This window comes from Isoptericola sp. NPDC058082 (genome assembly GCF_042885055.1).
Lineage (GTDB): Bacteria > Actinomycetota > Actinomycetes > Actinomycetales > Cellulomonadaceae > Isoptericola.
The window spans coordinates 593,667-616,831 of sequence record NZ_JBHVSQ010000001.1 but is presented as its reverse complement, the minus strand read 5'-3'; the positions used below and the strand labels follow the sequence as shown (position 1 = coordinate 616,831).

At 74.4% G+C, this 23,165-nt stretch carries 22 protein-coding genes, 1 tRNA gene and 1 riboswitch; of the genes, 19 read left to right on the top strand and 4 right to left on the bottom strand.

Annotation, left to right across the window (positions count from 1 at the left end):
• Positions 1 to 131: 131 nt before the first annotated feature.
• Positions 132 to 1,262 carry a transaldolase gene (gene tal, locus ACFVS0_RS02900; protein WP_430551987.1) on the bottom strand — a complete coding sequence of 377 codons (1,131 nt, stop codon included), beginning with the start codon at positions 1,260 to 1,262 and terminating at the stop codon, positions 132 to 134.
• A gap of 100 nt (positions 1,263 to 1,362) precedes the next feature.
• The gene (tkt, locus tag ACFVS0_RS02895) at positions 1,363 to 3,498 is read right to left on the bottom strand and encodes a transketolase (RefSeq protein ID WP_430551986.1); all 2,136 of its coding nucleotides are present in this window, start codon (positions 3,496 to 3,498) and stop codon (positions 1,363 to 1,365) included.
• Between the two features lie 407 nt (positions 3,499 to 3,905).
• On the opposite strand from tkt, the gene ACFVS0_RS02890 reads away from it, so the two are divergent.
• The 5 genes from ACFVS0_RS02890 (at position 3,906) to ACFVS0_RS02870 (ending at position 8,712) form a co-directional block, all read left to right on the top strand.
• A complete protein-coding gene (locus ACFVS0_RS02890) occupies positions 3,906 to 4,928 on the top strand; it encodes a heme o synthase (RefSeq protein ID WP_430551985.1) in 1,023 nt (340 codons plus the stop codon).
• Between the two features lie 56 nt (positions 4,929 to 4,984).
• On the top strand, positions 4,985 to 5,998 hold the full coding sequence (locus ACFVS0_RS02885; protein WP_430562444.1) for a site-specific tyrosine recombinase XerD: 1,014 nt from the start codon (positions 4,985 to 4,987) through the stop codon (positions 5,996 to 5,998).
• Positions 5,999 to 6,123: 125 nt separating this feature from the next.
• Positions 6,124 to 7,056: a ParA family protein gene (locus ACFVS0_RS02880; RefSeq protein WP_430562445.1), complete on the top strand. Its 933-nt coding sequence runs from the start codon at positions 6,124 to 6,126 to the stop codon at positions 7,054 to 7,056.
• The gene (locus ACFVS0_RS02875) at positions 7,049 to 8,026 is read left to right on the top strand and encodes a segregation and condensation protein A (RefSeq protein ID WP_430562529.1); all 978 of its coding nucleotides are present in this window, start codon (positions 7,049 to 7,051) and stop codon (positions 8,024 to 8,026) included. Before ACFVS0_RS02880 ends, ACFVS0_RS02875 begins: the two co-directional genes overlap by 8 nt.
• Positions 8,023 to 8,712: an SMC-Scp complex subunit ScpB gene (locus tag ACFVS0_RS02870; RefSeq protein ID WP_430551983.1), complete on the top strand. Its 690-nt coding sequence runs from the start codon at positions 8,023 to 8,025 to the stop codon at positions 8,710 to 8,712. Before ACFVS0_RS02875 ends, ACFVS0_RS02870 begins: the two co-directional genes overlap by 4 nt.
• Positions 8,713 to 8,732: 20 nt before the next feature.
• Here ACFVS0_RS02870 and ACFVS0_RS02865 read toward each other — a convergent pair whose 3' ends face one another.
• Complete coding sequence (locus tag ACFVS0_RS02865; RefSeq protein ID WP_430551982.1) at positions 8,733 to 9,155, bottom strand: organic hydroperoxide resistance protein; 423 nt, start codon at positions 9,153 to 9,155, stop codon at positions 8,733 to 8,735.
• A 104-nt stretch (positions 9,156 to 9,259) separates the two neighbouring features.
• Here ACFVS0_RS02865 and ACFVS0_RS02860 point away from each other — a divergent pair, with 104 nt between their 5' ends.
• From ACFVS0_RS02860 to arfB, 12 genes are all read left to right on the top strand, one after another.
• Entirely contained in the window at positions 9,260 to 9,883 is a 624-nt protein-coding gene (locus ACFVS0_RS02860; protein ID WP_430562446.1) for a TetR/AcrR family transcriptional regulator, read from the top strand.
• A gap of 86 nt (positions 9,884 to 9,969) precedes the next feature.
• Positions 9,970 to 10,830, top strand: a complete 861-nt coding sequence (locus ACFVS0_RS02855) for a pseudouridine synthase (RefSeq protein WP_430551980.1) — start codon at positions 9,970 to 9,972, stop codon at positions 10,828 to 10,830.
• 112 nt (positions 10,831 to 10,942) lie between these two features.
• Positions 10,943 to 11,635 carry a (d)CMP kinase gene (gene cmk, locus ACFVS0_RS02850; RefSeq protein ID WP_430587107.1) on the top strand — a complete coding sequence of 231 codons (693 nt, stop codon included), beginning with the start codon at positions 10,943 to 10,945 and terminating at the stop codon, positions 11,633 to 11,635.
• A 91-nt stretch (positions 11,636 to 11,726) separates the two neighbouring features.
• Positions 11,727 to 13,310: a ribosome biogenesis GTPase Der gene (der, locus tag ACFVS0_RS02845; protein ID WP_430585528.1), complete on the top strand. Its 1,584-nt coding sequence runs from the start codon at positions 11,727 to 11,729 to the stop codon at positions 13,308 to 13,310.
• A gap of 29 nt (positions 13,311 to 13,339) precedes the next feature.
• Positions 13,340 to 14,383, top strand: a complete 1,044-nt coding sequence (locus tag ACFVS0_RS02840; protein ID WP_430587106.1) for a hypothetical protein — start codon at positions 13,340 to 13,342, stop codon at positions 14,381 to 14,383.
• Between the two features lie 119 nt (positions 14,384 to 14,502).
• A riboswitch (FMN riboswitch) is annotated at positions 14,503 to 14,632 on the top strand.
• 139 nt (positions 14,633 to 14,771) lie between these two features.
• Positions 14,772 to 15,839 carry a bifunctional diaminohydroxyphosphoribosylaminopyrimidine deaminase/5-amino-6-(5-phosphoribosylamino)uracil reductase RibD gene (gene ribD, locus ACFVS0_RS02835; RefSeq protein WP_430587105.1) on the top strand — a complete coding sequence of 356 codons (1,068 nt, stop codon included), beginning with the start codon at positions 14,772 to 14,774 and terminating at the stop codon, positions 15,837 to 15,839.
• Between the two features lie 3 nt (positions 15,840 to 15,842).
• Positions 15,843 to 16,484: a riboflavin synthase gene (locus ACFVS0_RS02830; RefSeq protein ID WP_430587104.1), complete on the top strand. Its 642-nt coding sequence runs from the start codon at positions 15,843 to 15,845 to the stop codon at positions 16,482 to 16,484.
• Positions 16,481 to 17,809: a bifunctional 3,4-dihydroxy-2-butanone-4-phosphate synthase/GTP cyclohydrolase II gene (locus ACFVS0_RS02825; RefSeq protein WP_430587103.1), complete on the top strand. Its 1,329-nt coding sequence runs from the start codon at positions 16,481 to 16,483 to the stop codon at positions 17,807 to 17,809. The genes ACFVS0_RS02830 and ACFVS0_RS02825 overlap by 4 nt, the downstream gene beginning before the upstream one ends.
• Positions 17,806 to 18,333, top strand: a complete 528-nt coding sequence (gene ribH, locus ACFVS0_RS02820; RefSeq protein ID WP_430562453.1) for a 6,7-dimethyl-8-ribityllumazine synthase — start codon at positions 17,806 to 17,808, stop codon at positions 18,331 to 18,333. Before ACFVS0_RS02825 ends, ribH begins: the two co-directional genes overlap by 4 nt.
• A 51-nt stretch (positions 18,334 to 18,384) precedes the next feature.
• Positions 18,385 to 18,461: transfer RNA gene (locus ACFVS0_RS02815), tRNA-Pro, on the top strand.
• Positions 18,462 to 18,910: 449 nt separating this feature from the next.
• Positions 18,911 to 19,858 (top strand): choloylglycine hydrolase, encoded by a 948-nt coding sequence (gene bsh, locus ACFVS0_RS02810; protein ID WP_430551971.1) that lies wholly within the window; start codon positions 18,911 to 18,913, stop codon positions 19,856 to 19,858.
• Between the two features lie 58 nt (positions 19,859 to 19,916).
• Positions 19,917 to 20,354, top strand: a complete 438-nt coding sequence (gene arfB / locus ACFVS0_RS02805) for an alternative ribosome rescue aminoacyl-tRNA hydrolase ArfB (RefSeq protein ID WP_430585518.1) — start codon at positions 19,917 to 19,919, stop codon at positions 20,352 to 20,354.
• 21 nt (positions 20,355 to 20,375) lie between these two features.
• On the opposite strand, the gene ACFVS0_RS02800 is transcribed toward arfB, so the two are convergent.
• Entirely contained in the window at positions 20,376 to 21,014 is a 639-nt protein-coding gene (locus tag ACFVS0_RS02800; protein ID WP_430562455.1) for a dihydrofolate reductase family protein, read from the bottom strand.
• 203 nt (positions 21,015 to 21,217) lie between these two features.
• Between ACFVS0_RS02800 and ACFVS0_RS02795 the strand changes: the two genes are divergently transcribed.
• Together ACFVS0_RS02795 and ACFVS0_RS02790 are read left to right on the top strand one after the other, a co-directional pair.
• Positions 21,218 to 22,018: a sugar phosphate isomerase/epimerase family protein gene (locus ACFVS0_RS02795; RefSeq protein WP_430587102.1), complete on the top strand. Its 801-nt coding sequence runs from the start codon at positions 21,218 to 21,220 to the stop codon at positions 22,016 to 22,018.
• A complete protein-coding gene (locus tag ACFVS0_RS02790) occupies positions 22,015 to 23,112 on the top strand; it encodes a Gfo/Idh/MocA family protein (RefSeq protein ID WP_430587101.1) in 1,098 nt (365 codons plus the stop codon). The genes ACFVS0_RS02795 and ACFVS0_RS02790 overlap by 4 nt, the downstream gene beginning before the upstream one ends.
• Positions 23,113 to 23,165 lie beyond the last annotated feature (53 nt).

Sequence of the window (23,165 nt, the reverse complement as noted above, 5' to 3'; positions counted from 1 at the left end):
CGAGGGGGTCGCAAAGGGGTTTGTGTTCGGCGGGGGTCTTGGCCGTTCCCAGGGGGTGGGCACCGTTCTTCGTGGGGGGGGTGGGGGGGGGTGCGGGCCCGGGGGCGCCGTGGCCCCCCCGGGGTGAGGGTTCAGGCCCCCTGGGCCTTCAGCCCGGCGGACGCGGTGTCCAGGAGCTCGGTCCAGGAGTCCTCGAACTTGCGGACGCCGTCCGTCTCGAGGTGGTCGGTGACCTCGGCGAGGGAGACGCCGAACGACTCGATGGTCTCGATCGTGCGCCGCGCGGCGCCCGCGGTGCCGCGGACCGTGTCGCCCGTGACGACGCCGTGGTCGGCGAACGCCTGCAGGGTCGGCTCGGGCATCGTGTTCACGACGCCGTCCGTGACCAGCTCGGAGACGTACAGGGTGTCCGAGTACTCGGGGTTCTTCACGCCGGTCGACGCCCACAGCGGCCGCTGCGGGTGCGCGCCGGACGCCGCGAGCGACCGCCACTCGTCCGTGCCGACGAACTGCTCGTAGGCCTCGAACGCGAGCCGGGCGTTCGCGACGGCGGCCTGCCCGCGCAGGTCGAGGGCCTCCGGCGTGCCGATCTTCTCCAGCGCGGCGTCCACCGAGGAGTCGACCCGGGAGACGAAGAAGGACGCCACCGACCCGATCGGGCCGAGGTCGATCCCGTCGGCGCGCGCCTGCTCGAGGCCGATCGCGAACGCCTGGAGGACGGAGCGGTAGCGCTCGATCGAGAAGATCAGGGTGACGTTGACGCTGATGCCCTGGGCGAGGGTCCGCGAGATCGCGTCCAGGCCGGGCACGGTCGCCGGGATCTTGATGAAGACGTTCGGGCGGTCGACGGTGCGCCACAGGCGCTCCGCCACGACCACGGTCTTGTCGGCGTCGTACGCGAGGCGGGGGTCGACCTCGATCGACACGCGCCCGTCCACGCCGTCGGTGGCGTCGTAGACCGGGCGCAGCAGGTCGGCGGCGGCGCGCACGTCGTCGGTGGTGATGGTCTCGACGGCGGCGTCCACGTCTCCGTCCGCACCGAGGCGGGCGAGCTCCGCCAGCTGGGCGTCGTAGGCGTCGCCGCTGGACAGCGCCTTGGCGAAGATCGTGGGGTTCGTCGTCACGCCGACGACGCCCCGCTCGGCCACGAGGGCCGCCAGGTTGCCGCTGCGCAGGCGCTCCCGCGACAGGTCGTCGAGCCAGATGGACACCCCGGCGCCGGTCAGGTCGGTGATCGGTGCGGGGACGGTGCTCTGCGTCATCGGACGTCCTTCCAGGTCGGAAGCCCCTGAGCGGGAGGTCTCGACAGGGGCCGGGTGGGGCGCCGGCCGGCGACGCCCCACCCTGGGAATCTACGAGCGCTCAGGCGGCGTCGCCAGCGCCGCGCACGGCGGCGAGCGACTCGCGGGCGGCGGCCGCGACGGCCTCCGCCGTGATCCCGAACTCCCGGTACAGCGTCTGGTAGTCGGCCGACGCGCCGTAGTGCTCGAGCGAGACGCTGCGGCCGGCGTCGCCGACCACGTCGCGCCAGCCCTGCGCGACGCCCGCCTCGACGGACACGCGCGCCTTCACCGCGGAGGGCAGCACGGACTCGCGGTACGCGGCGTCCTGCTTGTCGAACCACTCGCGGCTCGGCATCGACACGACGCGGGCGGCGATCCCCTCGGCGGCGAGCTGCTCGCGCGCCTGGACGGCGAGCTGCACCTCGGAGCCGGTGCCGACGAGGACGACGTCGGGCGTGCCGGTCTCGTCGTTCGTGGCGTCGACCAGCGTGTAGCCGCCCTTGAGCGTGCCCTCGGCGCCGGCGAAGCCGTCGGTGCCGCGCGGGAACGTCGGGACGTTCTGGCGCGTGAGGACGATGCCGGCCGGGTTGGCGGTGTTCTCGAGGATGCCGCGCCAGGCCCACGCGGTCTCGTTCGCGTCGGCGGGGCGCACGACGTCGAGGCCGGGGATGGCGCGCAGCGCCGCGAGGTGCTCGACCGGCTGGTGCGTGGGGCCGTCCTCGCCGAGCCCGATGGAGTCGTGCGTCCACACGAACGTCGTCGGGATCTCCATGAGGGCCGCGAGGCGGACCGAGGCCCGCATGTAGTCGGCGAACTGGAGGAAGGTGCCGCCGTAGGGGCGGGTGAGGCCGTGCAGCACGATGCCGTTGAGGATCGCGCCCATGCCGTGCTCGCGGATGCCGAAGTGCAGGGTGCGCCCGTAGGGGTTTCCCGGGAACTTCTTGGTCGCGTGCTCGACGGGGATGAACGACGGCTCGCCGTCCATCGTGGTGTTGTTCGAGCCGGCGAGGTCCGCGGACCCGCCCCACAGCTCGGGCAGCACGTCCTTGAGCGCGGTGAGGACCTTGCCGGACGCGGCGCGCGTGGCGACGCCCTTCTCGGAGGCCTCGAAGACGGGCAGCTCGTCGGTCCAGCCGGCGGGCAGCTCGTGGGCCACGAGGCGGTCGAGCAGGGCCGCCCGCTCCGGGGCGGCGGTGCGCCACGCGTCGTACGAGCGGTCCCAGGCAGCGCGCTGCTCGGCCTGGCGGGCCGCGACGTCGCGCGTGTACCCGAGCACCTCGTCGTCGACGGCGAAGGTCGCCTCCGGGTCGAGACCGAGGGCGACCTTGAGGCCCGCGACCTCGTCGGCACCCATCGCGGAGCCGTGGATCCCGCCCGTGTTCTGCTTGGTGGGCGACGGCCAGCCGATGATGGTGCGCAGCGCGATGAACGACGGGCGGTCGGTCTCCGCCTTCGCGGCCGCGATGGCCGCGGCGAGCGCGTCGACGTCCTCGGCGTAGCCGGTGCCGCCCTGCGTCCAGTCCACCCGCTGGGTGTGCCAGCCGTAGGCGGCATAGCGCGCGAGGGTGTCCTCGGTGAACGCGATGTCCGTGTCGTCCTCGATGGAGATCTTGTTGTCGTCCCAGATCACCACGAGGTTGCCGAGCTTCTGCGTGCCGGCGAGCGACGACGCCTCGGACGTGACGCCCTCCTGCAGGTCGCCGTCGGAGGCGATGACGTAGACGTGGTGGTCGAACGGCGACTCGCCGGGCGCGGCGTCGGGGTCGAGCAGGCCCCGCTCGCGGCGGGCCGCGAACGCCATGCCGACGGCGGAGGCGAGGCCCTGGCCGAGCGGGCCGGTCGTGATCTCGACGCCGGGGGTGTGGCGGTACTCGGGGTGGCCCGGGGTCTGCGAGCCCCAGGTGCGCAGCGCCTCGAGGTCCTCCAGCTCCATGCCGTAGCCGGAGAGGAACAGCTGCAGGTACAGCGTGAGCGAGGAGTGGCCCGCGGAGAGGACGAACCGGTCACGACCGACCCAGTGCGGGTCGGAGGGGTCGTGCCGCATCGTCTTGCCGAACAGCAGGTACGCGGCGGGGGCGAGGGAGATCGCCGTGCCGGGGTGGCCGTTGCCGACCTTCTCGACGGCGTCGGCCGCCAGCGCCTTGATGGTCTTCACCGCGCGGTCGTCGAGCGAGCTCCACTCGAGCGGGGCGACGACGGGGTCGAACGCGTTCACAGATGTGCCTCTTTCCTGCCCGGAGCGAGCCCCGGGTGATTGCTGCTGCTCTGCCGGTACGGGGCGCCGTCGCGTCGGACGCCGCACGGGGTCCTGGGGGCGACGGCGGGGCACGGCGTCGAGGGGCCGACCGGGTGGGCGGCCCGCTGTTCACCGTTGTGCAGCACCACCCTAGCGCCGAGCATTCCCGTCACGCCCGTCCCGGAGCCGTTCGTCCCACCAGTTGAGCGGCGCGCCGTGCACGCCGGAGGATGTCCGGGGAGATGACGCCGGCGCGGGCATTTCTCACAGCCGGGCGGCCACCGTCCGGGCCGCCGGGTCGCTGACCTCGGCGTACGATGAGGCGGCGACCGTCCCACGTCGCCCGAGCTCCCCGGACCCCCAGCCGAGAACGGACAAGCACGCGCGTGAGCACCACGAGCACCACGACGTCCCACCCCCAGGCGCCGACCCGCGCGGCCGCGCGCGCCGAGCGGGAGCGTGCCGATGCGGACCGGGCGGACCGCCGCGGAGGGAACGCGGAGCAGGGCCGGGGGGCGAGCACGGGATGGCGCGACCGCGTCGGGGCGTACGTCGCGCTGACCAAGCCGCGCATCATCGAGCTGCTGCTGGTCACGACGCTCCCCACCATGATCCTCGCGCAGGGCGGCCTGCCCTCGCTGTGGCTCGTGGTCAAGACGCTCGTCGGCGGGACGCTCGCGGCCGCGTCGGCGAACGTCTTCAACTGCTACCTGGACCGCGACATCGACCAGGTGATGAACCGCACCAAGCGGCGCCCGCTGGCCACGGGGGAGATCACGCCGCGGGCGGCCCTGGTGTTCGCCACGGTGCTCGGCGTCGTGTCGCTGCTGTGGTTCGCCCTGCTGGTCAACGTCCCGGCGGCGTGGCTCACCTTCGCGGCCATCGCGATCTACGTGGTCGGCTACACGATGATCCTCAAGCGGCGCACGCCGCAGAACATCGTGTGGGGCGGGATCGCGGGCTGCATGCCCGTGTTCATCGGCTGGGCCGCCGTCACGGAGTCGCTCAGCTGGGCGGCGGTGGCGCTCTTCGGCGTCATCTTCTTCTGGACGCCGCCGCACTACTGGCCGCTGTCCGTGAAGTTCAAGAAGGACTACGCCAACGCCGGCGTCCCGATGCTCCCGGTCGTCGCGACGGACCGTCGCGTCGCGGTCGAGATGGTCGCGCACACGGTCGCGATGATCGCCTGCTCGCTCGCGCTCATCCCGCTCGCGGGCATGTCGTGGTTCTACTCGGCCGTCGCCGTCGCCTCGGGCGGCTGGTTCCTCTGGCTCGTGATCGCGATGCTGCGCCGCGCCGGCCACCCCGAGCGGGGCAAGCTCGGCGCGATGAAGGTCTTCCACGGCTCGATCACGTACCTCACGGTGCTGTTCATCGCGGTCGCGGTGGACGTCTTCCTGCCGTTCTGACCCTTCCGGTGACGCGGCCCGTCCGGGACGTCGTGGCCCCGGGGCATGATGTTCCGGTGCCCGACACCACGTCCGCCCCGCCCCTCCCGCCCGCGCTGACGGCCGCGCTGCAGGACTACCTGGCGCACCTCGGCGTCGAGCGCGGGCTGTCGGCGAACACGGTCGCGGCCTACCGCCGCGACCTCGGTCGCTACGCGCGCCACCTGCACGCCACGGGTCGCTCCGGGCTCGACGACGTGGGGGAGCGCGACGTCGAGGACTACGTCGTCGTGCTCCGTCAGGGATCGGACGGCGGGGCCCCGTTGTCGCCGTCCTCCACCGCCCGCGCGCTGGCCGCGGTCCGCGGCTGGCACCGGTTCGCGCACGCCGAGGGCGCCACGAGCGCCGACCCCGCGTCGCAGGTGCACGCCCCGAGCGCGCTGCGCCGGCTGCCGCACGCGCTGTCGATCGACGAGGTGGCCCGTCTGCTCGACGCGGCGGGCGCCGGCGACGGCGCGGTGCCGCTGCGCGACCGCGCCCTGCTGGAGCTGCTCTACTCCACCGGCGGGCGCATCAGCGAGGTCGTGGGTCTCGACGTCGACGACGTCGACGGCCTCCTGGACGGCGTGGGCCGCCGCACGGACCCGCCCGACGCGCACGACGACGGGGTGCCGCGCGCCGGGTCCGTGCGCCTGCGGGGCAAGGGCGACAAGGAGCGCGTGGTGCCCGTCGGCTCGTACGCGCGGACCGCGCTGGAGGCGTACCTGGTGCGCGCCAGGGCGCCCCTCGCGTCGGCGGGACGCGGCACGCCGGCGCTGTTCCTCAACACCCGCGGCGCCCGGCTGTCGCGGCAGAGCGCCTGGTCCGTGCTGCAGGCCGCCGCGGAGCGCGCCGGCCTGACGCAGCACGTGTCGCCGCACACGCTGCGGCACTCGTTCGCCACCCACCTGCTCGCGGGCGGCGCCGACGTCCGCGTGGTGCAGGAGCTGCTGGGGCACGCCTCGGTGACGACCACGCAGATCTACACGATGGTGACGCGCGACGCGCTGCGCGAGGTGTACGCCGCGGCGCATCCCCGCGCGCTCGGCTGAACCCCCGTCAGCACGCCCGCCGCGGCCCGCCCGCCGGAACGACGGCGCGCCCGGCGTGCCGCCCGGACCCCGGCAGGCCCTGGGGTAGCGTGACGCAGGTGAGCGAGGGACTCGGGAGCGACACCATGACGCAGACGACCACGAGCGACGCCTCACCGGCCGCGGCCACCGCGACCAGCCCCGCGCCGGGCAGTCCGGCCGGCGGGCTCGAGGAACCGCGTACCGACGTCGTCGGGCGGCCTCTGCCCGACTTCCGCGACCCGGCGCCGCTGGCGTCCCACGGGCCCGCGCGCATCGTCGCGATGTGCAACCAGAAGGGCGGCGTCGGCAAGACCACGACCACGATCAACCTGGGCGCCGCGCTGGCCGAGTACGGCCGCCGCGTCCTGCTCGTCGACTTCGACCCGCAGGGCGCCGCCTCGGTGGGCGTCGGCGTCAGCCCGCACGACCTCGACCTCAGCGTCTACAACCTGCTCATGGAGCGCGACGTCAGCTTCACCGACGTGCTGCAGCCCACGAACATCGAGGGCATGGACGTGCTGCCCGCGAACATCGACCTCTCGGCCGCGGAGGTCCAGCTCGTCGGCGAGGTGGCCCGCGAGTCGGTCCTCGCCCGTGCGTTGCGCCCGGCCCTGGACGACTACGACGTGATCCTCGTGGACTGCCAGCCGTCGCTGGGCCTGCTCACGGTCAACGCCCTCACCGCGGCGCACGGCGTGCTCATCCCGCTGGAGTGCGAGTTCTTCGCGCTGCGCGGCGTGGCCCTGCTCGTGGAGACGATCGAGAAGGTGCGCGACCGGCTCAACCCGGCCCTGGAGATCGACGGCATCCTGCCGACCATGTACGACTCGCGCACCCTGCACTCGCGGGAGGTCGTGGCGCGCGTGCACGAGGCGTTCGGCGACACGCTGCTGCACACGGTCATCGGACGCACGGTGAAGTTCCCGGACGCGTCCGTGGCGGCCGAGCCGATCACCAACTACGCCCCGACCCACGCCGGCGCCGCCGCGTACCGGCAGCTCGCGCGGGAGCTCGTCGCCCGTGGTGACGCTGCCTGACCTCGCCCCGGAGCAGGGGGAGGCGGTCGACGCCGTCGACGGCTCCGACGCCCGGCCGGGGTTCGAGGTGCACCTCGACAACTTCACGGGCCCGTTCGACCTGCTGCTGTCGCTGATCGCGAAGCACGAGCTGGACGTCACCGAGGTGGCGCTCGCGGCCGTGACCGACGAGTTCGTCGCGCACATCCGCGCGGCCGAGGCCGCGTCGCGCGAGGCGACGGCTCGCGGCGAGGAGCACCCGTCGTGGGACCTCGGGACGGCGAGCGAGTTCCTCGTCGTCGCGGCCACCCTGCTCGACCTCAAGGCCGCTCGGCTGCTGCCCGGCGTGGTCGAGGAGGACGCCGAGGACCTGGAGCTGCTCGAGGCCCGCGACCTGCTGTTCGCCCGGCTGCTCCAGTACCGCGCGTACAAGGAGGTCTCCGGCCTCCTCGCCGAGCGGCTGGAGACCGAGGGGCGCCGCGTGCCACGGTCCGTCCCGCTCGAGCCGCACCTCGTGGCGCTGCTGCCGGAGCTGGTGTGGACCCTCGACGGCGCGCGTCTCGCCGAGCTGGCGGCCAAGGCGCTGGAGCCGAAACCCCCGCCGGTCGTCGGGCTGGACCATCTCCACGCCCCCGCCGTGAGCGTGCGGGAGCAGGCGGGCGTGATCGCGCGCCGGCTGCGGCGCGAGCACGTCGCGACCTTCCGCGCGCTCGTCGCGGGGGAGGAGCGGCTCGTGGCCGTCGCGAGGTTCCTCGCCCTGCTGGAGCTGTTCCGCTCCGGCCGGGTGGCGTTCGAGCAGGCCACGGCGCTGGGTGAGCTCACCGTGCGGTGGACCGCGGGCGCCGGAGGCGACCGCGACGACGAGGACGACGAGGACGACGACGGCGAGCTCGCGGCGGGCTTCGAGGAGTTCGACGGGACGCCCGGGCAGGACGAGGGGACCGGCGCACCCGCCGCAGGCGGCGCCGGCGTGACGGAGGTCGTGGCATGACGCAGCAGACGGACGAGCAGGCCGAGGCCGTCGGGCCGGCGGCCGAGGCCGAGCGGACGGCCGAGGTCGAGGTGGACGTCGACGACCTGCCGGGCGGGCTGGCGGCGGCGCTGGAGGCCGTGCTCATGGTCGCGGAGTCCCCGGTGCCGGTCGAGCGCCTCGCGGCGGGCGTCGCGCGGCCGGTGCCGGTGGTCGCCGGGGCGCTCGAGGAGCTGGCCGCGGAGTACCGGGGCGAGACGGGCGGGCGCCCGCGCGGCTTCGAGCTGCGCCAGGGGGCCGAGGGATGGCGCGTGTACTCCGCGCGGGCACAGGCCGACGTCGTGGGCGCCTTCGTCCTCGAGGGGCAGTCGTCCCGGCTCAGCCAGGCGGCGCTGGAGACCCTCGCCGTGATCGCGTACCGCCAGCCCGTGACCCGCGGGCAGGTCTCGGCGGTGCGCGGGGTGAGCGTGGACGGCGTGGTGCGCACGCTGCTGGCCCGCGGCCTGATCGCGGAGACGGGCCAGGACCCGATGACGGGGGCCGTGCTGTTCGGCACGACGGGCGAGTTCCTCGACCGGATGGGCTGGTCGTCGCTCGAGGAGCTGCCGCCCCTGGCGCCGCACCTGCCGGACGTGGGGGAGGCGATCGCCCTGGACCCGTCCTCGGCCCTGCGTCGCGGGCTGGCGGAGGACGGGCCCGACGCCTGAGGATCAGGCGTCCGCGGCTGTCAGGCGACCGTCGCGTCGACCGTGACGTCGACGTTGCCCCGCGTGGCGTTGGAGTACGGGCAGACCTGGTGCGCGGCGGCGACGAGGGCGTCGGCGGTGGCCTGGTCGACGCCGCCGAGCTCGGCATGGAGCGCGACCGTCAGCGCGAAGCCGCCCTCGGGCGTCGGGTGCAGGGAGACCTCGGCCACGACCGCGGAGTCGCTCACGGTGGCCCGCTCGCGCCGCGCGACGAGCTTCAGCGCGGAGTGGAAGCACGCGGCGTACCCCGCGGCGAAGAGCTGCTCGGGGTTCGTGGCGCCGCCGGCGCCGCCCATCTCCTTCGGGATCGCGAGGTCGACGTCGAGGAGCCCGTCGTCGGAGCGGGACCGCCCGTCCCGTCCCTCGCCGGTCGCGGTGGCGACCGCCGTGTAGATCGCGCTCATGGTGTGTCCTCTCGGTAGAGTTACTAGTTCGTCTACTAGATCATGCGGCGACCGTCGCCGCAAGCAAGGGCCCGGTGCCGGGCCGGACGTGAGAGGTTGGGCAGATGGAGACCAGCGCGCCGGAGGAGACGGCCACCGGACCGGCCGGGCGGGCGGGCGGGCACGGCCGCGGGCGGGTGCGCGAGCGGATCGTCGAGGCGGGGAGCGGGCTCTTCTACGCGGAGGGCATCCGTGCCGTGAGCGCGGACAAGGTCATCGCCGCGGCCGGCGTGTCGAAGGTCACCTTCTACCGGCACTTCCCGACGAAGGACGACCTGGTCGTCGCCTACCTCGGGGAGCTCGCGGCCGCCGAGCGCGAGCGGCTGGAGGAGATCCGGTCGCAGCACGCGGGCGACGCGGCCGGGGCCCTCGCGGCGCTCGCCGGGGCGCTCGGCGAGGTGGCGCGGGGCGACCGGTTCCGCGGCTGCGCGTTCGTCAACGCCGGGGCCGAGTTCGCCGACCCCGCACACCCCGTCCGGCGCGCGGTCGCCGACCATCGCGCCTGGTACGCGGCCTTCCTCGCCGCCGTCGCCCGCGACGGCGGCGCCGACGACCCCGCGGCCGCGGCCGCCGAGCTGATGATGCTCCGCGACGGGGCGATGGTGTGCGGGGACGTGGACGACGCGGGCGTCGTGGCGCCGCGCCTCGCCGCGGGCTTCGCCGCGGTCCTGGCCGCCCACCGGGGGTGACCGCCCGGGCGTCGGGCGGCAGTCGTGCAGGTGTGTCGAGCAGGTGTGTCGAGCAGGTTCGGGGGGACCTGAGAGAATCGAGCACCATGAGCACCGAACGCCGCGGCGGGAGCCGCCGCACCAGCCGTCCGCAGGGCCCCGCTGCGCAGCGCCCCCGCAAGGCCGCACCCCGTCGCCCCGCACCGCGCTCGGGCGAGCCCGACCGTGACGTCCATGTCGCCGACGGCGTCCGCCTGCAGAAGGTGCTCGCCCAGGCGGGCCTGGGCTCGCGCCGCAAGTGCGAGGAGCTCATCGCCGAGGGCCACGTCGAGGTGGACGGCGTCCTCGTCACGGAGCTCGGCGTGCGCGTCGACCCCGCCACCGCCGCCGTGCACGTGGACGGCATGCGCGTGCAGCTCGACACCTCGAAGATCACCCTCGCGCTGAACAAGCCGCTCGGCGTGGTCTCCACGATGAGCGACCCCGAGGGCCGCCCCACGCTCGCCGACCTGGTCAAGGACCGGTCGGAGCGGTTGTTCCACGTCGGCCGGCTCGACGCCGACAGCGAGGGCCTGCTGCTCCTCACGAACGACGGCGAGCTCGCGAACCGGCTCGCGCACCCCCGGTACGAGATCCGCAAGACGTACCTCGTCACCGTGACGGGCGGCGAGTTCTACCCCCGCCACGCGAAGCAGCTCACCGACGGCGTCGAGCTCGAGGACGGCCTCGCGCGCGCCGACAAGGTCCGCGTGGTGGACTCGGTGCCCGGCGAGACCATGATCGAGGTGGTGCTGCACGAGGGCCGCAACCGGATCGTGCGGCGCATGCTCGAGGCCGTCGGCTTCCCGGTGACGCGCCTGGTGCGGACCCGGATCGGCCCCATCGCCCTCGGCGACCTGCGAGTCGGGCGCTCGCGGGTGCTCGGGCGCACCGAGCTCGGCACCCTCATGCGCGACGTCGACATGTGACGCCGTCGCACCACCGACCCGCGTCGACCCAGCAGTCCTAGCAGTCCCAGCAGCACCCGTAGTCCCGCAGTCCCGCGCGGCAGAACCGCGCGACAACAGAAGGTGAGCACACGTGGTCGTCATCGCCGTCGACGGTCCCTCCGGGTCCGGCAAGTCCAGCGTCTCCAAGGCGGTGGCGGCCCGGCTGGGGCTCGCCTACCTCGACACCGGGGCGATGTACCGGGCCGCGACGCTGTGGTGCGTCGACGGCGGCACGGACCTCGCCGACCAGGCCGCGGTGGCCGACGCCGTGCGCGCCATGCCGCTCGAGATGGGCGTCGACCCGGCGGCCCCGACGGTGCACCTCGGCGGTCGCGACGTCGCCGCGGCGATCCGCACCACCGAGGTCTCCACCGCCGTCTCGCAGGTGGCCACCAACCTCGAGGTGCGCGCCGAGCTCCGACGCCGGCAGCGCTCCGTCATCGAGACCGAGGGCGCGCCGGGCGGCTTCTCGGGCGGCAAGGGCATCGTCGCTGAGGGGCGCGACATCACGACGGTGGTCGCGCCCGACGCCGACGCCCGCGTGCTCCTGACCGCCAGCGAGGAGGCGCGCCTGCGCCGCCGCTCGCTCGAGGTGCACGGCGCCGCCGACGAGTCGGCCGTCGAGGCGACGCGCGACCAGGTGCTGCGCCGCGACCGCGACGACTCCACCGTCAGCCAGTTCCAGGTCGCCGCCGACGGCGTCGTCACCGTCGACTCCTCCGACCTCGACTTCGACCAGACGGTCGACGCCGTGCTCGCGGTCGTCGCGCAGGTCACCGCCTGACGCGCCGCCGCGACGGCTGCGCGACGCCGCGCGGACGCGGTGACGCGGGTCTCGTTCGTGACACGTCGCTCGGCCTGGGAGAATGGTGCGCATGACCACTCCCGCCGACGGCTCCGTGCCTGCTGCCGAGCCCACCGACGAGCCCACCGCCCCGCCTGCGCCCGGCGTCGCCGCGGCGCCCGCGGACCGTGCGGACACCGAGGGCCGTGACGCCGTGGCGGAGGTCCTCGAGTCCGACGGCGACGACGAGGCGCGCGAGCGCGCGCTGCGCGTCGGCCTGGAGGACTTCGAGCTCGACGAGGCCGACCGCGCGCTGCTGGACGCCGAGTGGGACGAGGAGGGCTTCGGCCCGGGCGAGGCGCCGCTGCCGGTGCTCGCCGTCGTCGGGCGCCCCAACGTCGGCAAGTCGACCCTCGTCAACCGCATCCTCGGCCGCCGCGAGGCCGTCGTGGAGGACACCCCGGGCGTCACGCGCGACCGCGTGAGCTACCCCGGCGAGTGGGCCGGCCGCGACTTCACCCTCGTGGACACCGGCGGCTGGGAGGTCGACGTCGCCGGCATCGAGTCGAAGGTCGCCGAGCAGGCAGAGGTCGCCGTCGAGCTGGCCGACGCGGTCATCTTCGTCGTCGACTCCACGGTGGGCGCGACGTCGACCGACGAGCGCGTCGTGGAGCTGCTGCGCCGCTCGGGCAAGCCCGTCGTGCTGGCCGCCAACAAGGTGGACGGGCCGTCGGGCGAGGCGGACGCCGCCTACCTGTGGTCGCTCGGCCTGGGCGAGCCGCACCCCGTGTCCGCGCTGCACGGCCGCGGCACCGGCGACCTGCTGGACGCCGCGATGAAGGTGCTGCCTGAGGTCTCCGAGCACGGGGAGCTGCGGCCCGCCGGCCCGCGCCGGGTGGCCCTCGTGGGCCGCCCGAACGTCGGCAAGTCCTCGCTGCTGAACAAGATCGCCGGGGCCGAGCGCGTCGTCGTCGACGAGACCGCGGGCACCACGCGCGACCCGGTCGACGAGCTCGTGGAGATCAAGGGCGTGCCGTACTGGTTCGTCGACACGGCCGGCATCCGCCGCCGCGTGCACCAGACGCGCGGCGCCGACTTCTACGCGTCGCTGCGCACGCAGGCGGCGATCGAGAAGGCCGAGGTCGCCGTCGTGCTCGTCGACGCCTCGGAGCCGATGACCGAGCAGGACACGCGCGTCATCTCCCAGGCCGTCGACGCCGGCCGGGCGCTCGTCATCGCGTACAACAAGTGGGACCTCATGGACGACGACCGTCGCCCTTACCTCGAGCGCGAGATCGAGCGGGACCTGGTGCAGGTGCAGTGGGCGCCGCGCGTCAACGTCTCCGCCCGCACGGGCTGGCACACCGACAAGCTGACGCGCGCGCTCGAGACCTCGCTCGAGTCGTGGGACACTCGCATCCCCACCGGCCGCCTCAACGCCTTCCTCGGCGAGCTGGTGGCCGCCCACCCCCACCCGCTGCGGGGCGGCAAGCAGCCGCGCATCCTGTTCGGCACGCAGGCCTCGACCCGCCCGCCGCGGTTCGTCATCTTCGCGACCGGGTTCCTCGAGGCGGGCTACCGCCGGTTCATCGAGCGCCGCCTGCGCGAGACCTTCGGGTTCGAGGGGTCGCCCATCGAGATCAGCGTCCGCGTGCGGGAGAAGCGGCGCCGATGAGCCGCCGATGAGCTGCCGATGAGCTGCCGATGAGCGCTGCCCCGCTGGCCCGCCGGGGTCGCCTGCTGCGCCTGGGCGTGGCGCGCGACACGTCCGCGGTGCGCCACCTGGTGACGTTCCTGGTGGTCGCGGTGGCGACGGTGCTCGTGACCCGGTTCCTCCTCGCCGCGTCCGGCTACCCGCAGGTGGGCGGCGGCGGTCTGCACGTGGCGCACGTGCTCTGGGGCGGTCTCGGCCTGGCGCTCGCGGTGGTGGTGCTGCTCTCCTGGGTGGGGCCGGCGCCACGGTCGCTCGGCGCGGTGCTGGGCGGCGTCGGCTTCGGGCTGTTCGTCGACGAGATCGGCAAGTTCGTCACCTCGGACAACGACTACTTCTACGAGCCGACGGCGGCGCTCATCTACGCGGTCGTCGTCGTGCTCGTGCTGCTCGTGGAGGCCCTGCACGGGAGGCGGTCGCACCACCCGGCCGAGTACCTCGCGGTGGCGACCGACCGTGCCGTGGCCGGGGTGGCGGGCGGCTTCACCGACGCGGAGCGCGAGGAGGCGCGGGCGCTGGTGGAGCGGGGCCGCGGCGAGCCCGCCGCCGACGAGGTGGCCGCGCTCGTCGAGGCCGTGCCCGCGGACGCGGTCGCCGTGCCGGACCCCGTGCGGGCGCTGGTCGTCCGGGTGTCGGCGTGGTTCGCCGACGCGATGGAGCACCGCTGGGCGGCCGCGGTCGTGACGGTGGCGGTACTCGGCACCAGCGCGGGGTCGGTCGTGGTGGCGCTGCGGGTGCTGCTCGGCGGCGTCGCGGTCCCGACCTGGGTCGGCGTCGGCATCCTCGCGGCCGTCGCCGTGACGGTGGCGTGCGTCGTGCGGGCGCTCGTCGTCGGCCCGCGCGACCATCGTGCGGGCGCGGTGTGGGTGCGCCGGGGCGTCCTCGTCAGCCTGCTGGTCACCCAGCTCCTCGCGTTCCGCGCGGTGCAGTGGGTGGCCGTGGCGGGGCTGGCGGTCGACCTCGTCGTGCTCGTCGCCCTCGGGGTCGCCCTGGGGCGGGACGACGAGCGACGCTCCGTCAAGCCGCGGGCGCGCTGAGCGCCGTCGCGCGGACGCACGGGACCGACGGAGCGACGGCCGGCCCGTGAGACGTCCGCCACTCGGGCTTGCCAGGTGGTCGCGGAGCGTGGCACGGTCGGCGGTGACGAGCGAAAAGCTCGCGTGCTCTGGGGTCGGTGAAATTCCGAGCCGGCGGTGAAAGTCCGCGACCCGGTCACAGCCTGTGACCGGTTGACCAGGTGGAACTCCTGGACCGACGGTCAAAGTCCGGATGGGAAGCGCACGCGACGGCTCCCCGTCCGGTCCGTCCCCGGCCCTCGTGGCCGGCGCCGTCCGTCGTGACGACGTCCGGGACCGGAGGTGCGAGCACGTCCCGACCCCGCCTTCCTGCCCCGGGGTCCGCGACCGGACGACAGGGGCAGGACGCATGAGTGCCACGACGGCGGAGCGCGCCGCGATGCAGCGCGCGCTGGAGCTGGCCGGGCAGGTGCCGGCCCGAGGACCCAACCCGCGCGTCGGGTGCGTGCTCCTCGACGCCGACGGCGCGACGATCGCGGAGGGTCTCCACCGTGGCGCGGGCACGCCCCACGCCGAGGTCGAGGCGCTGCGCCGCGCGACCGAGTCCCGCGGCCCGGGCGCCGCGCGCGGGGCCACCGCCGTCGTCACGCTCGAGCCCTGCAACCACCACGGGCGCACCGGGCCGTGCGTGGACGCGCTCCTGGAGGCGGGGGTCGCGCGGGTCGTGCACGCCCAGCACGACCCCAACCCGGCGGCGTCGGGGGGTGCCGCGCGCCTGCGTGCCGCAGGCGTGGAGGTGGTCGGCGGCGTCCTGGCGGACGAGGCCCGCGCCCTCAACGCCACCTGGACGCGCGCGCTGGAACTCGGCCGTCCCGTGGTCACCTGGAAGGTCGCGAGCACGCTCGACGGACGTTCCGCGGCCGCCGACGGCACCTCGCGCTGGATCACCGGGCGGGCCGCGCGGCACGACGTGCACCGGCTGCGGGCCGGGGTCGACGCCGTCGTCGTCGGCACCGGCACCGCGCTCACCGACGACCCCGACCTCACCGTGCGGCACGTCCCGCTGACGGGGCAGCAGCCGGACCGGGTCGTCGTCGGGCTGAGGGACCTGCCCGCGTCGTCCCGGCTCGCGCGGGCCGCGGCCGCCGGGGAGGCGGTGATGCACCTGCGCACCCACGACCCGCACGAGGTGCTGGACCTGCTCTGGTACCGCGAGCACCGGCACGTGCTGCTCGAGGGCGGTCCCGCCCTCGCCGCCGCCTTCTGGCGCGCCGGTCTCATCGACGACGTCGTCGCCTACGTCGCCCCCGTGCTGCTCGGCGTCGGCGCCTCCGCCGTCGCCGACCTCGGCATCGGGACCATCGCGGACGCCGCGCGCCTCGACCTCCTCGACGTCGCCGTCCTGCCCCGGGACCCGGACGACCCCACCGACATCCCCACCGTGCGGCTGGCCCTGCGGCCGCGGAAGGAGCACTGAGCCATGTTCACCGGAATCGTGGAGGAGCTCGGCACCGTCGTCGCCGTGCGCGAGCACGCGGACGGCGCCCGTCTCACCGTCGCGGCCGAGAGGGTGCTCGACGGCGTCCGGCTCGGCGACTCGATCGCCGTCGACGGCTGCTGCCTGACCGTCGCGGAGACGGGGGAGCACGACGGTCGTGCCACCTGGACGGCCGACCTCATGGCGGAGACCCTGGCCCGCACGAGCCTCGGCGGGCGGCGTGCCGGCGACCCGGTCAACCTCGAGCGGGCGCTCGCGGCCGACGGGCGGTTCGGCGGACACGTCGTGCAGGGGCACGTCGACGGCGTCGGCACGGTGCTCGCGCGCACGCCGGGCACGCAGTGGGAGGTCGTCGAGATCGCGCTGCCCCCGGAGCTGGCGCGGTACGTCGTGGCGCAGGGCTCGATCGCCGTCGACGGCGTGAGCCTCACCGTGGTGGACGCGCGGGACGACGCGTTCACCGTGAGCCTCATCCCCGAGACGCGGGCGCGCACGACGCTCGGCGCCCGCGCCGTGGGGGAGCCGGTCAACCTCGAGGTCGACGTGCTGAGCAAGTACGTCGAGCGGCACCTGGCGTCCGGCACCGCGCACGGCCTCGCGGCTGCGGCGGGAGCGGCGCGGTGAGCGCCGTCGGGCGGGTCGAGCGGGCGATCGCGGACGTCGCGGCCGGGCGCCCCGTCGTCGTCGCGGACGACGCCGACCGCGAGAACGAGGGCGACCTCATCCTGGCCGCGGACGCCGCGACGCCCGAGCTCATGGGGTTCCTGGTGCGGCACACCAGCGGCCTCGTGTGCGTGGGCGTGGCGGGCGCGCAGCTCGACCGGCTCGGCCTGCCGCTCATGGTCGAGGCGAACCAGGACGCCTACCGCACGGCCTACACGGTGACGGTCGACGCCGCCACGGGCGTCTCGACCGGCATCTCCGGCGCCGACCGGGCCCGCACCGCGCGCCTGCTCGCCGACCCGGCGACCGGGCCCGCGGACCTCACGAGGCCCGGGCACGTGCTGCCGCTCCGGGCCCGTCCCGGCGGCGTCCTGGAGCGGCGCGGGCACACCGAGGCGGCCGTCGACCTCGCGCGCCTCGCCGGGCGGGGCGAGGCCGGCGTGCTCGCCGAGTTGGTGCACGACGACGGCACGATGATGCGGCTGCCCGCGCTGCGGGAGTTCGCGGCCGAGCACGGGCTCACGCTGATCAGCGTGGCCGACCTCGTCGCCTACCGGCGGGCGACCGAGCTGCTCGTCGAGCGCGTCGCCGTCACGACCCTGCCCACCCGGCACGGCGACCTCACCGCCGTGGCCTACCGGGACACCCGCTCGGGCGACGAGCACGTCGCGCTGGTGGCAGGGGCCCTGGACGCCCTGGCCGCCCCCGAGCACGGCCCCGTGCTGACGAGGGTGCACTCCGAGTGCCTCACGGGGGACGCGTTCGGCAGCCTGCGGTGCGACTGCGGGCCGCAGCTCGACGAGTCGCTGCGGCGGATCGCCGAGGCCGGCCGAGGTGTCGTCGTCTACCTGCGCGGGCACGAGGGGCGGGGGATCGGGCTGGCCGCCAAGCTCGCCGCTTACGCCCTGCAGGACGTCGGGCGCGACACCGTCGACGCCAACCTCGACCAGGGGCTGCCCGCCGACGCCCGCGACTACACCGCCGCCGCGCACGTGCTGCGCGACCTCGAGGTACCGGGCGTGCGCCTGCTGACCAACAACCCCGCCAAGGTCGACGGCCTCGTCGCCGGGGGAGCGGACGTCGTCGAGAGGCTGCCCCTCGTCCTGCCCGCCCACCCGCGCACGCTCGGCTACCTGCGCACCAAGCGCGACCGCATGGGGCACGACCTGCCCCACCTGACCGACGTCCCGCACGACACCGGAGGAACGATGCACGACGCCCCGACTCTCCCTTCGACTCTCCCCGCGACCCGGCCCGCCCCGACGGCCGCCGGAGCCGCCCGATGAGCGGCGCCGGCGCCCCGACCGCGGCGCCCGTCGACTGCTCCGACCTGCGCGTCGCCGTCGTCGCGGCGAGCTGGCACCAGGTGGTCATGGACGGGCTGCTCGACGGCGCGCTGCGCGCGTGCGCCGACCACGGGGTCGGCGACCCCCGGGTCGTGCGCGTGCCCGGTTCGTTCGAGCTGCCCGTCGCCGCCCAGGCGCTCGCGGAGGCCGGGTACGACGCCGTCGTCGCCCTGGGCGTCGTGATCCGCGGCGGCACCCCGCACTTCGACTACGTGTGCGCCGCCGCGACCGACGGGCTGAGCCGGGTGGCCCTCGACCACACCGTCCCCGTGGGGTTCGGGCTCCTGACGTGCGACGACGAGCAGCAGGCCCTCGACCGCGCCGGGCTGGACGGCTCGCACGAGGACAAGGGGTACGAGGCCGCCGCCGCGGCGCTGGCCACCGCGCGCGTCCTCGGTGCCGTCCGGGCGACACAGGTCGGCGGTGCGCGCGCCGATGCGGGACCAGTGTCTGACCTGGGGTAGTATTTCGGTCGGCCCTGCGGGGTGGCACCACGGTGTCACGTGCGGGGTCGACGGGCTGTGGCGCAGCTTGGTAGCGCACTTGACTGGGGGTCAAGGGGTCGCAGGTTCAAATCCTGTCAGCCCGACCAGCACACGAACGAGAGGCTCGGACCGGAGACGGTCCGAGCCTCTCGTCGTTCGGGTCGATCGGCACTGCGGTCCTTGTCGGTTCCGCGCCCGACGGTCCTCCCATGGGACGGCAACGCCGATACAGCGACGATCAGCTCGGCCGTCGCGAGCGCACGGTCATGGCGGCGGGCCCTTCGAGAGCTCAGGATGTCGGCCACGTCGGCGGGCTGCACGCGATCCACGTGGGCTCGTACGCCCGGTACAGGCTGCCGACCCTCGCGCCCGACGGACCTGCTGCCGACGTGTCCTGACCCCGCCACCGGACGAACGCGTCTGCGGCCCCGTGCGTCGCCCCCCGGGCGACCCGGTCCGCTGCGGGCGACGATGGCCACGAGACGGGACACGACGCGGCAAGGGCGAGCACGCCTCAGGCACGTCGCATCGACACGACGACGAGGGGAAACACGACATGTGCACGGGAATCCGGTTCTCCGACGGTCACGGCAGCGTCTACCTCGCACGAAACCTCGACTGGACGACCGGCTACGGGCAGCAGGTGGTGATGACGCCCACCGGGTTCGCGCCGAGGTCGCCGTTCGGTGCCGTGCCCGACATCAAGCACGCCACCATCGGCATGGGCATCGTGGAGGAGGCCACGCCGCTCTACTTCGACTGCGGGAACGACGCGGGGCTGGCGGTGGCAGGGCTCAACTTCCCGGGATACGCGGCCTACGCCCCCGCCCCGGTGGACGGCGCCGTCAACGTCGCCGCGTTCGAGTTCCCCCTGTGGGTCTGCTCGCAGTTCGCGAGCGTGGACGAGGTCGAGGCCGCGCTCGCGGACGTGGTGATCGTCGACCGGCCGATCAACGACAAGTTCCCCAGCTCGCTGCTCCACTGGATCGTCGCCGACGGCACGCGGGCGATCGTGGTGGAGCACACGAGCGACGGCATGCACGTGTTCGACGACGACGTCGACGTGCTGACGAACCAGCCCGGGTTCGCCTGGCACCACGAGAACCTGCGCAACTACCTCAACACCTCGCCGGAGTTTCCTCAGGACGTCGCGCTGGGCAGGGCGCTCCTCGGCCCGTTCGGGTCGGGTTCGCACATGCGCGGGATCCCCGGCGACTACTACTCGCCGTCCCGGTTCGTCCGCGCGGCGTACGTCAACGCGCACTACCCCGGCAGGGAGAGCGAGGCGGAGAACGTCAGCCGCGCGTTCCATACCCTGCAGCAGGTGGCGATGGTCGACGGCTGCGCCGCGATGGGCTCGGGCGAGTTCGAGATCACGATCTACACGGGGCTCTTCTCCTCCCAGACCTCGACGTACTACTGGAACACCTACGACGACCCGGCGATCCGCAGCGTCGCGATGGCCGACCATCCGGCCGACGGCTCGGACCTGGTCCTGGCGTAGCGCGACGTGGAGGAGGTCGAGGCCGCGCTCGCGGGCACGCACCAGGCATGATGGACGCGTGCCCGACGACCCTCACTCCGGCCTGCGCGTGACGGCGGCCCTCGTCGTCCCCGAGCGGGAGCTGTCCTGGCGGTTCTCGCGCTCGTCGGGTCCGGGCGGTCAGGGCGTGAACACGGCGGACTCGCGCGTCGAGCTGTCGTGGGACGTGGGGGAGTCGAGGTCGCTCACGGAGGCGCAGCGCGCGCGGGTCCTCGAGCACCTGGCGGGCCGTGCCGTGCGCGGGGTCGTGACGGTCGCGGCCTCCCAGCACCGCGCCCAGCTGCGCAACCGGGAGGTCGCCCGGACCCGTCTCGCGGCGCTCGTCGCCGAGGCGCTCGCGCCGCCGGGGCCGCGCCGCCGCCCGACGCGGCCGACCCGCGGGTCGGCGCAGCGGCGCATCGACGCGAAGAAGCGTCGTGCGGGCGTCAAGCGGATGCGGCGCCCGCCGCTGGACTGAACCGGCGGACCGCGGCGGTCGTCAGGCGCCGCGGTCCGGAGCTCCCATGTCCCCCGTGGCGGGCACGCCGTCGGCGAGGCCGTAGTGGAGGTACACGGTGCCGCTGGGGCCGGCGGCAGGGGGCTCGAGCAGCCGGAGGTTCGTCGGCACCTCCCCGCCGTCGAACACCTTCTTCCCGACGCCCAGGACGATGGGGTGGACCCAGAGGTCGATGCGGTCGAACAGCTTCTCGTGCAGGAGGGTCTGCACGAGATTCAGGCTGCCGACGACGCGGACGTGCTCGTGGCGGTCGCGGATCTCCCGCACGGCGGCGGGCAGGTCCGGGCCGAGCTGGGTGGAGCCGGCCCAGGAGAGGTCGGGGGTGCCGCGGGAGGCGACGTACTTCGGGATGCTGTTGAAGAGGGTCGCGATGTCGCCGTCCTGGCCGCCGCCGCTCTGGTGCGGCCAGTACGCGGCGAAGATGTCGTAGGTGCGCCGGCCCAGCAGGAGCGCGTCCGTCCCCTCGCCGTAGGCGGCGTCGATCTGCTCCCCGGCGACCTCGTCGATCAGCGGGGCCTGCCAGCCCCCGAACGGGAAGCCCTGCGGGTCCTCGTCGGGGCCGCCCGGCGCCTGGGCGACCAGGTCCAGGGTGGCGAACAGCTCGAGGTGGATGAGTCCCATGGTGTCCTCCGGAAGGTCGTCCGGCCCACATGGTCGGCCGGCTCACGGGAAGGACCTCCCGGGTCGGAGGAACTCATCGGCGCAGAAACCTTCCACTGTGAGGTTTTGGGGGTAGGCTCGTTCACGGCTTCCGGCGCGGTGCGACGTACTTCTGTACGGGCATCGACGGAAGTCGGACCGCCGACCACGCGAAGGAGCCCCAGATGCCCATCACGTCCGTGCAGCTGTACTCGCTGCGGGATGCCATCGCCGCCGACCTGGACGCCGCCGTCGCGCGCGTGCGCGAGATCGGGTACGAGCACGTCGAGCCGTACGCGTTCGTCGAGCGCGCCGCCGACTTCGAGCGTGCCTTCGCCGCCACGGGTCTCGCCGCGCCGTCCGGCCACGCCGCCGTCATCGACGTCGCCGAGCCCGACGTCGTCTTCGAGGCCGCCGCCCGCCTCGGGATCGGGATCGTCATCGACCCGTTCGTCCCGACCGAGCGGTGGCAGACGGCGGACGACGCGAAGAAGCTCGCCGAGCGCGTCAACGAGCTGACGGCCCGGGCGGCGGGCCACGGCCTGCGCTTCGGCTACCACAACCACCAGTGGGAGTTCACCAACAAGGTCGACGGGCGCCCGGTGTTCGAGATCTTCGCCGAGCACCTCGACCCGGAGGCCGTCCTCGAGGTCGACACCTTCTGGGCCACCGTCGGTGGCGCCGACGCACCGGCCGTGCTCAAGACGCTCGGCGAACGCGTCGTCGCCATCCACGTCAAGGACGGGGAGGTGTCCGGCGACATCGCGACCGTGCTGCCCTCCAGCGAGAGCGCCCTCGACGTGCCGCCTGCCCTCAAGGCCGCGTACGAGAACCAGGTGCCCGCCGGGCAGGGCGACGTCGACGTGCCGGCGATCCTCGCCGCCGCGCCGCAGGCCATCCGCGTCGTGGAGTTCGACTCCTACGCGGGTGACGTCTTCGAGGGCGTCGCCGCGTCCCTCGCCTGGCTGCAGGAGAACGACAAGTGAGCCGCGTCGGTGTCGGCATCATCGGTGCCGGGAACATCTCCACGCAGTACCTCGAGAACCTCACGAAGTTCGCCGACGTCGAGGTCCGCATGGTCGCCGACGTGCTGCTCGACCGGGCCGGCGCGCAGGCGGAGGCCTACGGCGTCCCGTCGTCGGGCACGGTGGAGGAGCTGCTGGCCCGCGACGACATCGAGATCGTCGTCAACCTGACGATCCCGGCGGTGCACGCCGAGGTCGGGCACCAGATCGTCGCCGCCGGCAAGCACGTGTGGAGCGAGAAGCCGATCGCGACCGACCACGCGTCCGCCGCCGCCCTGCTTGCCGTCGCCGAGGCGAAGGGGCTGCGCGTCGCGTGCGCCCCGGACACCGTGCTCGGCGCGGGCATCCAGTCCGCGCTGCGCGCCATCGCCCGCGGGGACATCGGCGAGCCTCTGACGGCGACGACGATGTTCCACGTCCCGGGCCCCGAGGCATGGCACCCGGACCCCGACTTCCTGTACGCGACGGGCGCGGGCCCGCTGTTCGACATGGGGCCCTACTACGTCACGACGCTCGTGCACGCGCTGGGGGCGGCGTCCCGCGTCCAGGCGGTGTCGTCGAAGTCGCTCGAGAAGCGCACGATCGCGTCCGGCCCGCGTGCCGGTGCGACGTTCCCCGTCGAGGTGCCGACCCACCACGCGGCGCTGATCCAGTTCCGCGGCGGGCAGTCGGCGCAGTCGACGTTCTCGTTCCAGCACGCCCTGCCGCGCGCCGGGTTCGTCGAGATCAACGGCACGACGGGCACGATCGTGCTGCCCGACCCGAACGTGTTCGACGGCGACTCCACCCTGTGGCGCTACGGGCAGGACGAGCCCGAGACCGTCCCCGCCACCGGATCCACCTGGGGCCGCGGCACCGGCGTCGTCGAGCTGGCCCGCGCGATCCGGGAGGGGCGGCCCGAGCGGGCGTCCGGTGCCGTCGCGCTGCACGTGCTCGACGTGCTCCTCGCGATCCGCGACGCCGCGGAGTCCGGGACGGCGATCGACGTCGCGTCCACGGTCGACGCGCCGCCGCCGCTGGCGGAGGACTTCGACCCGGCGGCGTCGACCTTCTGACCTCGCCGTCACGCCGAGGGGCCGGGTCCTGCGGGACCCGGCCCCTCGTCGCG

What these genes read in the sequence shown, in the direction of transcription:
- tal (WP_430551987.1), bottom strand. Translation starts at nt 1,262, where the DNA reads ATGACGCAGAGCACCGTCCCCGCACCGATCACCGACCTGACCGGCGCC.
- ACFVS0_RS02880 (WP_430562445.1), top strand. Translation starts at nt 6,124, where the DNA reads ATGACGCAGACGACCACGAGCGACGCCTCACCGGCCGCGGCCACCGCG.
- ACFVS0_RS02870 (WP_430551983.1), top strand. Translation starts at nt 8,023, where the DNA reads ATGACGCAGCAGACGGACGAGCAGGCCGAGGCCGTCGGGCCGGCGGCC.
- ACFVS0_RS02865 (WP_430551982.1), bottom strand. Translation starts at nt 9,155, where the DNA reads ATGAGCGCGATCTACACGGCGGTCGCCACCGCGACCGGCGAGGGACGG.
- ACFVS0_RS02860 (WP_430562446.1), top strand. Translation starts at nt 9,260, where the DNA reads ATGGAGACCAGCGCGCCGGAGGAGACGGCCACCGGACCGGCCGGGCGG.
- ACFVS0_RS02855 (WP_430551980.1), top strand. Translation starts at nt 9,970, where the DNA reads ATGAGCACCGAACGCCGCGGCGGGAGCCGCCGCACCAGCCGTCCGCAG.
- der (WP_430585528.1), top strand. Translation starts at nt 11,727, where the DNA reads ATGACCACTCCCGCCGACGGCTCCGTGCCTGCTGCCGAGCCCACCGAC.
- ACFVS0_RS02840 (WP_430587106.1), top strand. Translation starts at nt 13,340, where the DNA reads ATGAGCGCTGCCCCGCTGGCCCGCCGGGGTCGCCTGCTGCGCCTGGGC.
- ribD (WP_430587105.1), top strand. Translation starts at nt 14,772, where the DNA reads ATGAGTGCCACGACGGCGGAGCGCGCCGCGATGCAGCGCGCGCTGGAG.
- ACFVS0_RS02830 (WP_430587104.1), top strand. Translation starts at nt 15,843, where the DNA reads ATGTTCACCGGAATCGTGGAGGAGCTCGGCACCGTCGTCGCCGTGCGC.
- ribH (WP_430562453.1), top strand. Translation starts at nt 17,806, where the DNA reads ATGAGCGGCGCCGGCGCCCCGACCGCGGCGCCCGTCGACTGCTCCGAC.
- bsh (WP_430551971.1), top strand. Translation starts at nt 18,911, where the DNA reads ATGTGCACGGGAATCCGGTTCTCCGACGGTCACGGCAGCGTCTACCTC.
- ACFVS0_RS02800 (WP_430562455.1), bottom strand. Translation starts at nt 21,014, where the DNA reads ATGGGACTCATCCACCTCGAGCTGTTCGCCACCCTGGACCTGGTCGCC.
- ACFVS0_RS02795 (WP_430587102.1), top strand. Translation starts at nt 21,218, where the DNA reads ATGCCCATCACGTCCGTGCAGCTGTACTCGCTGCGGGATGCCATCGCC.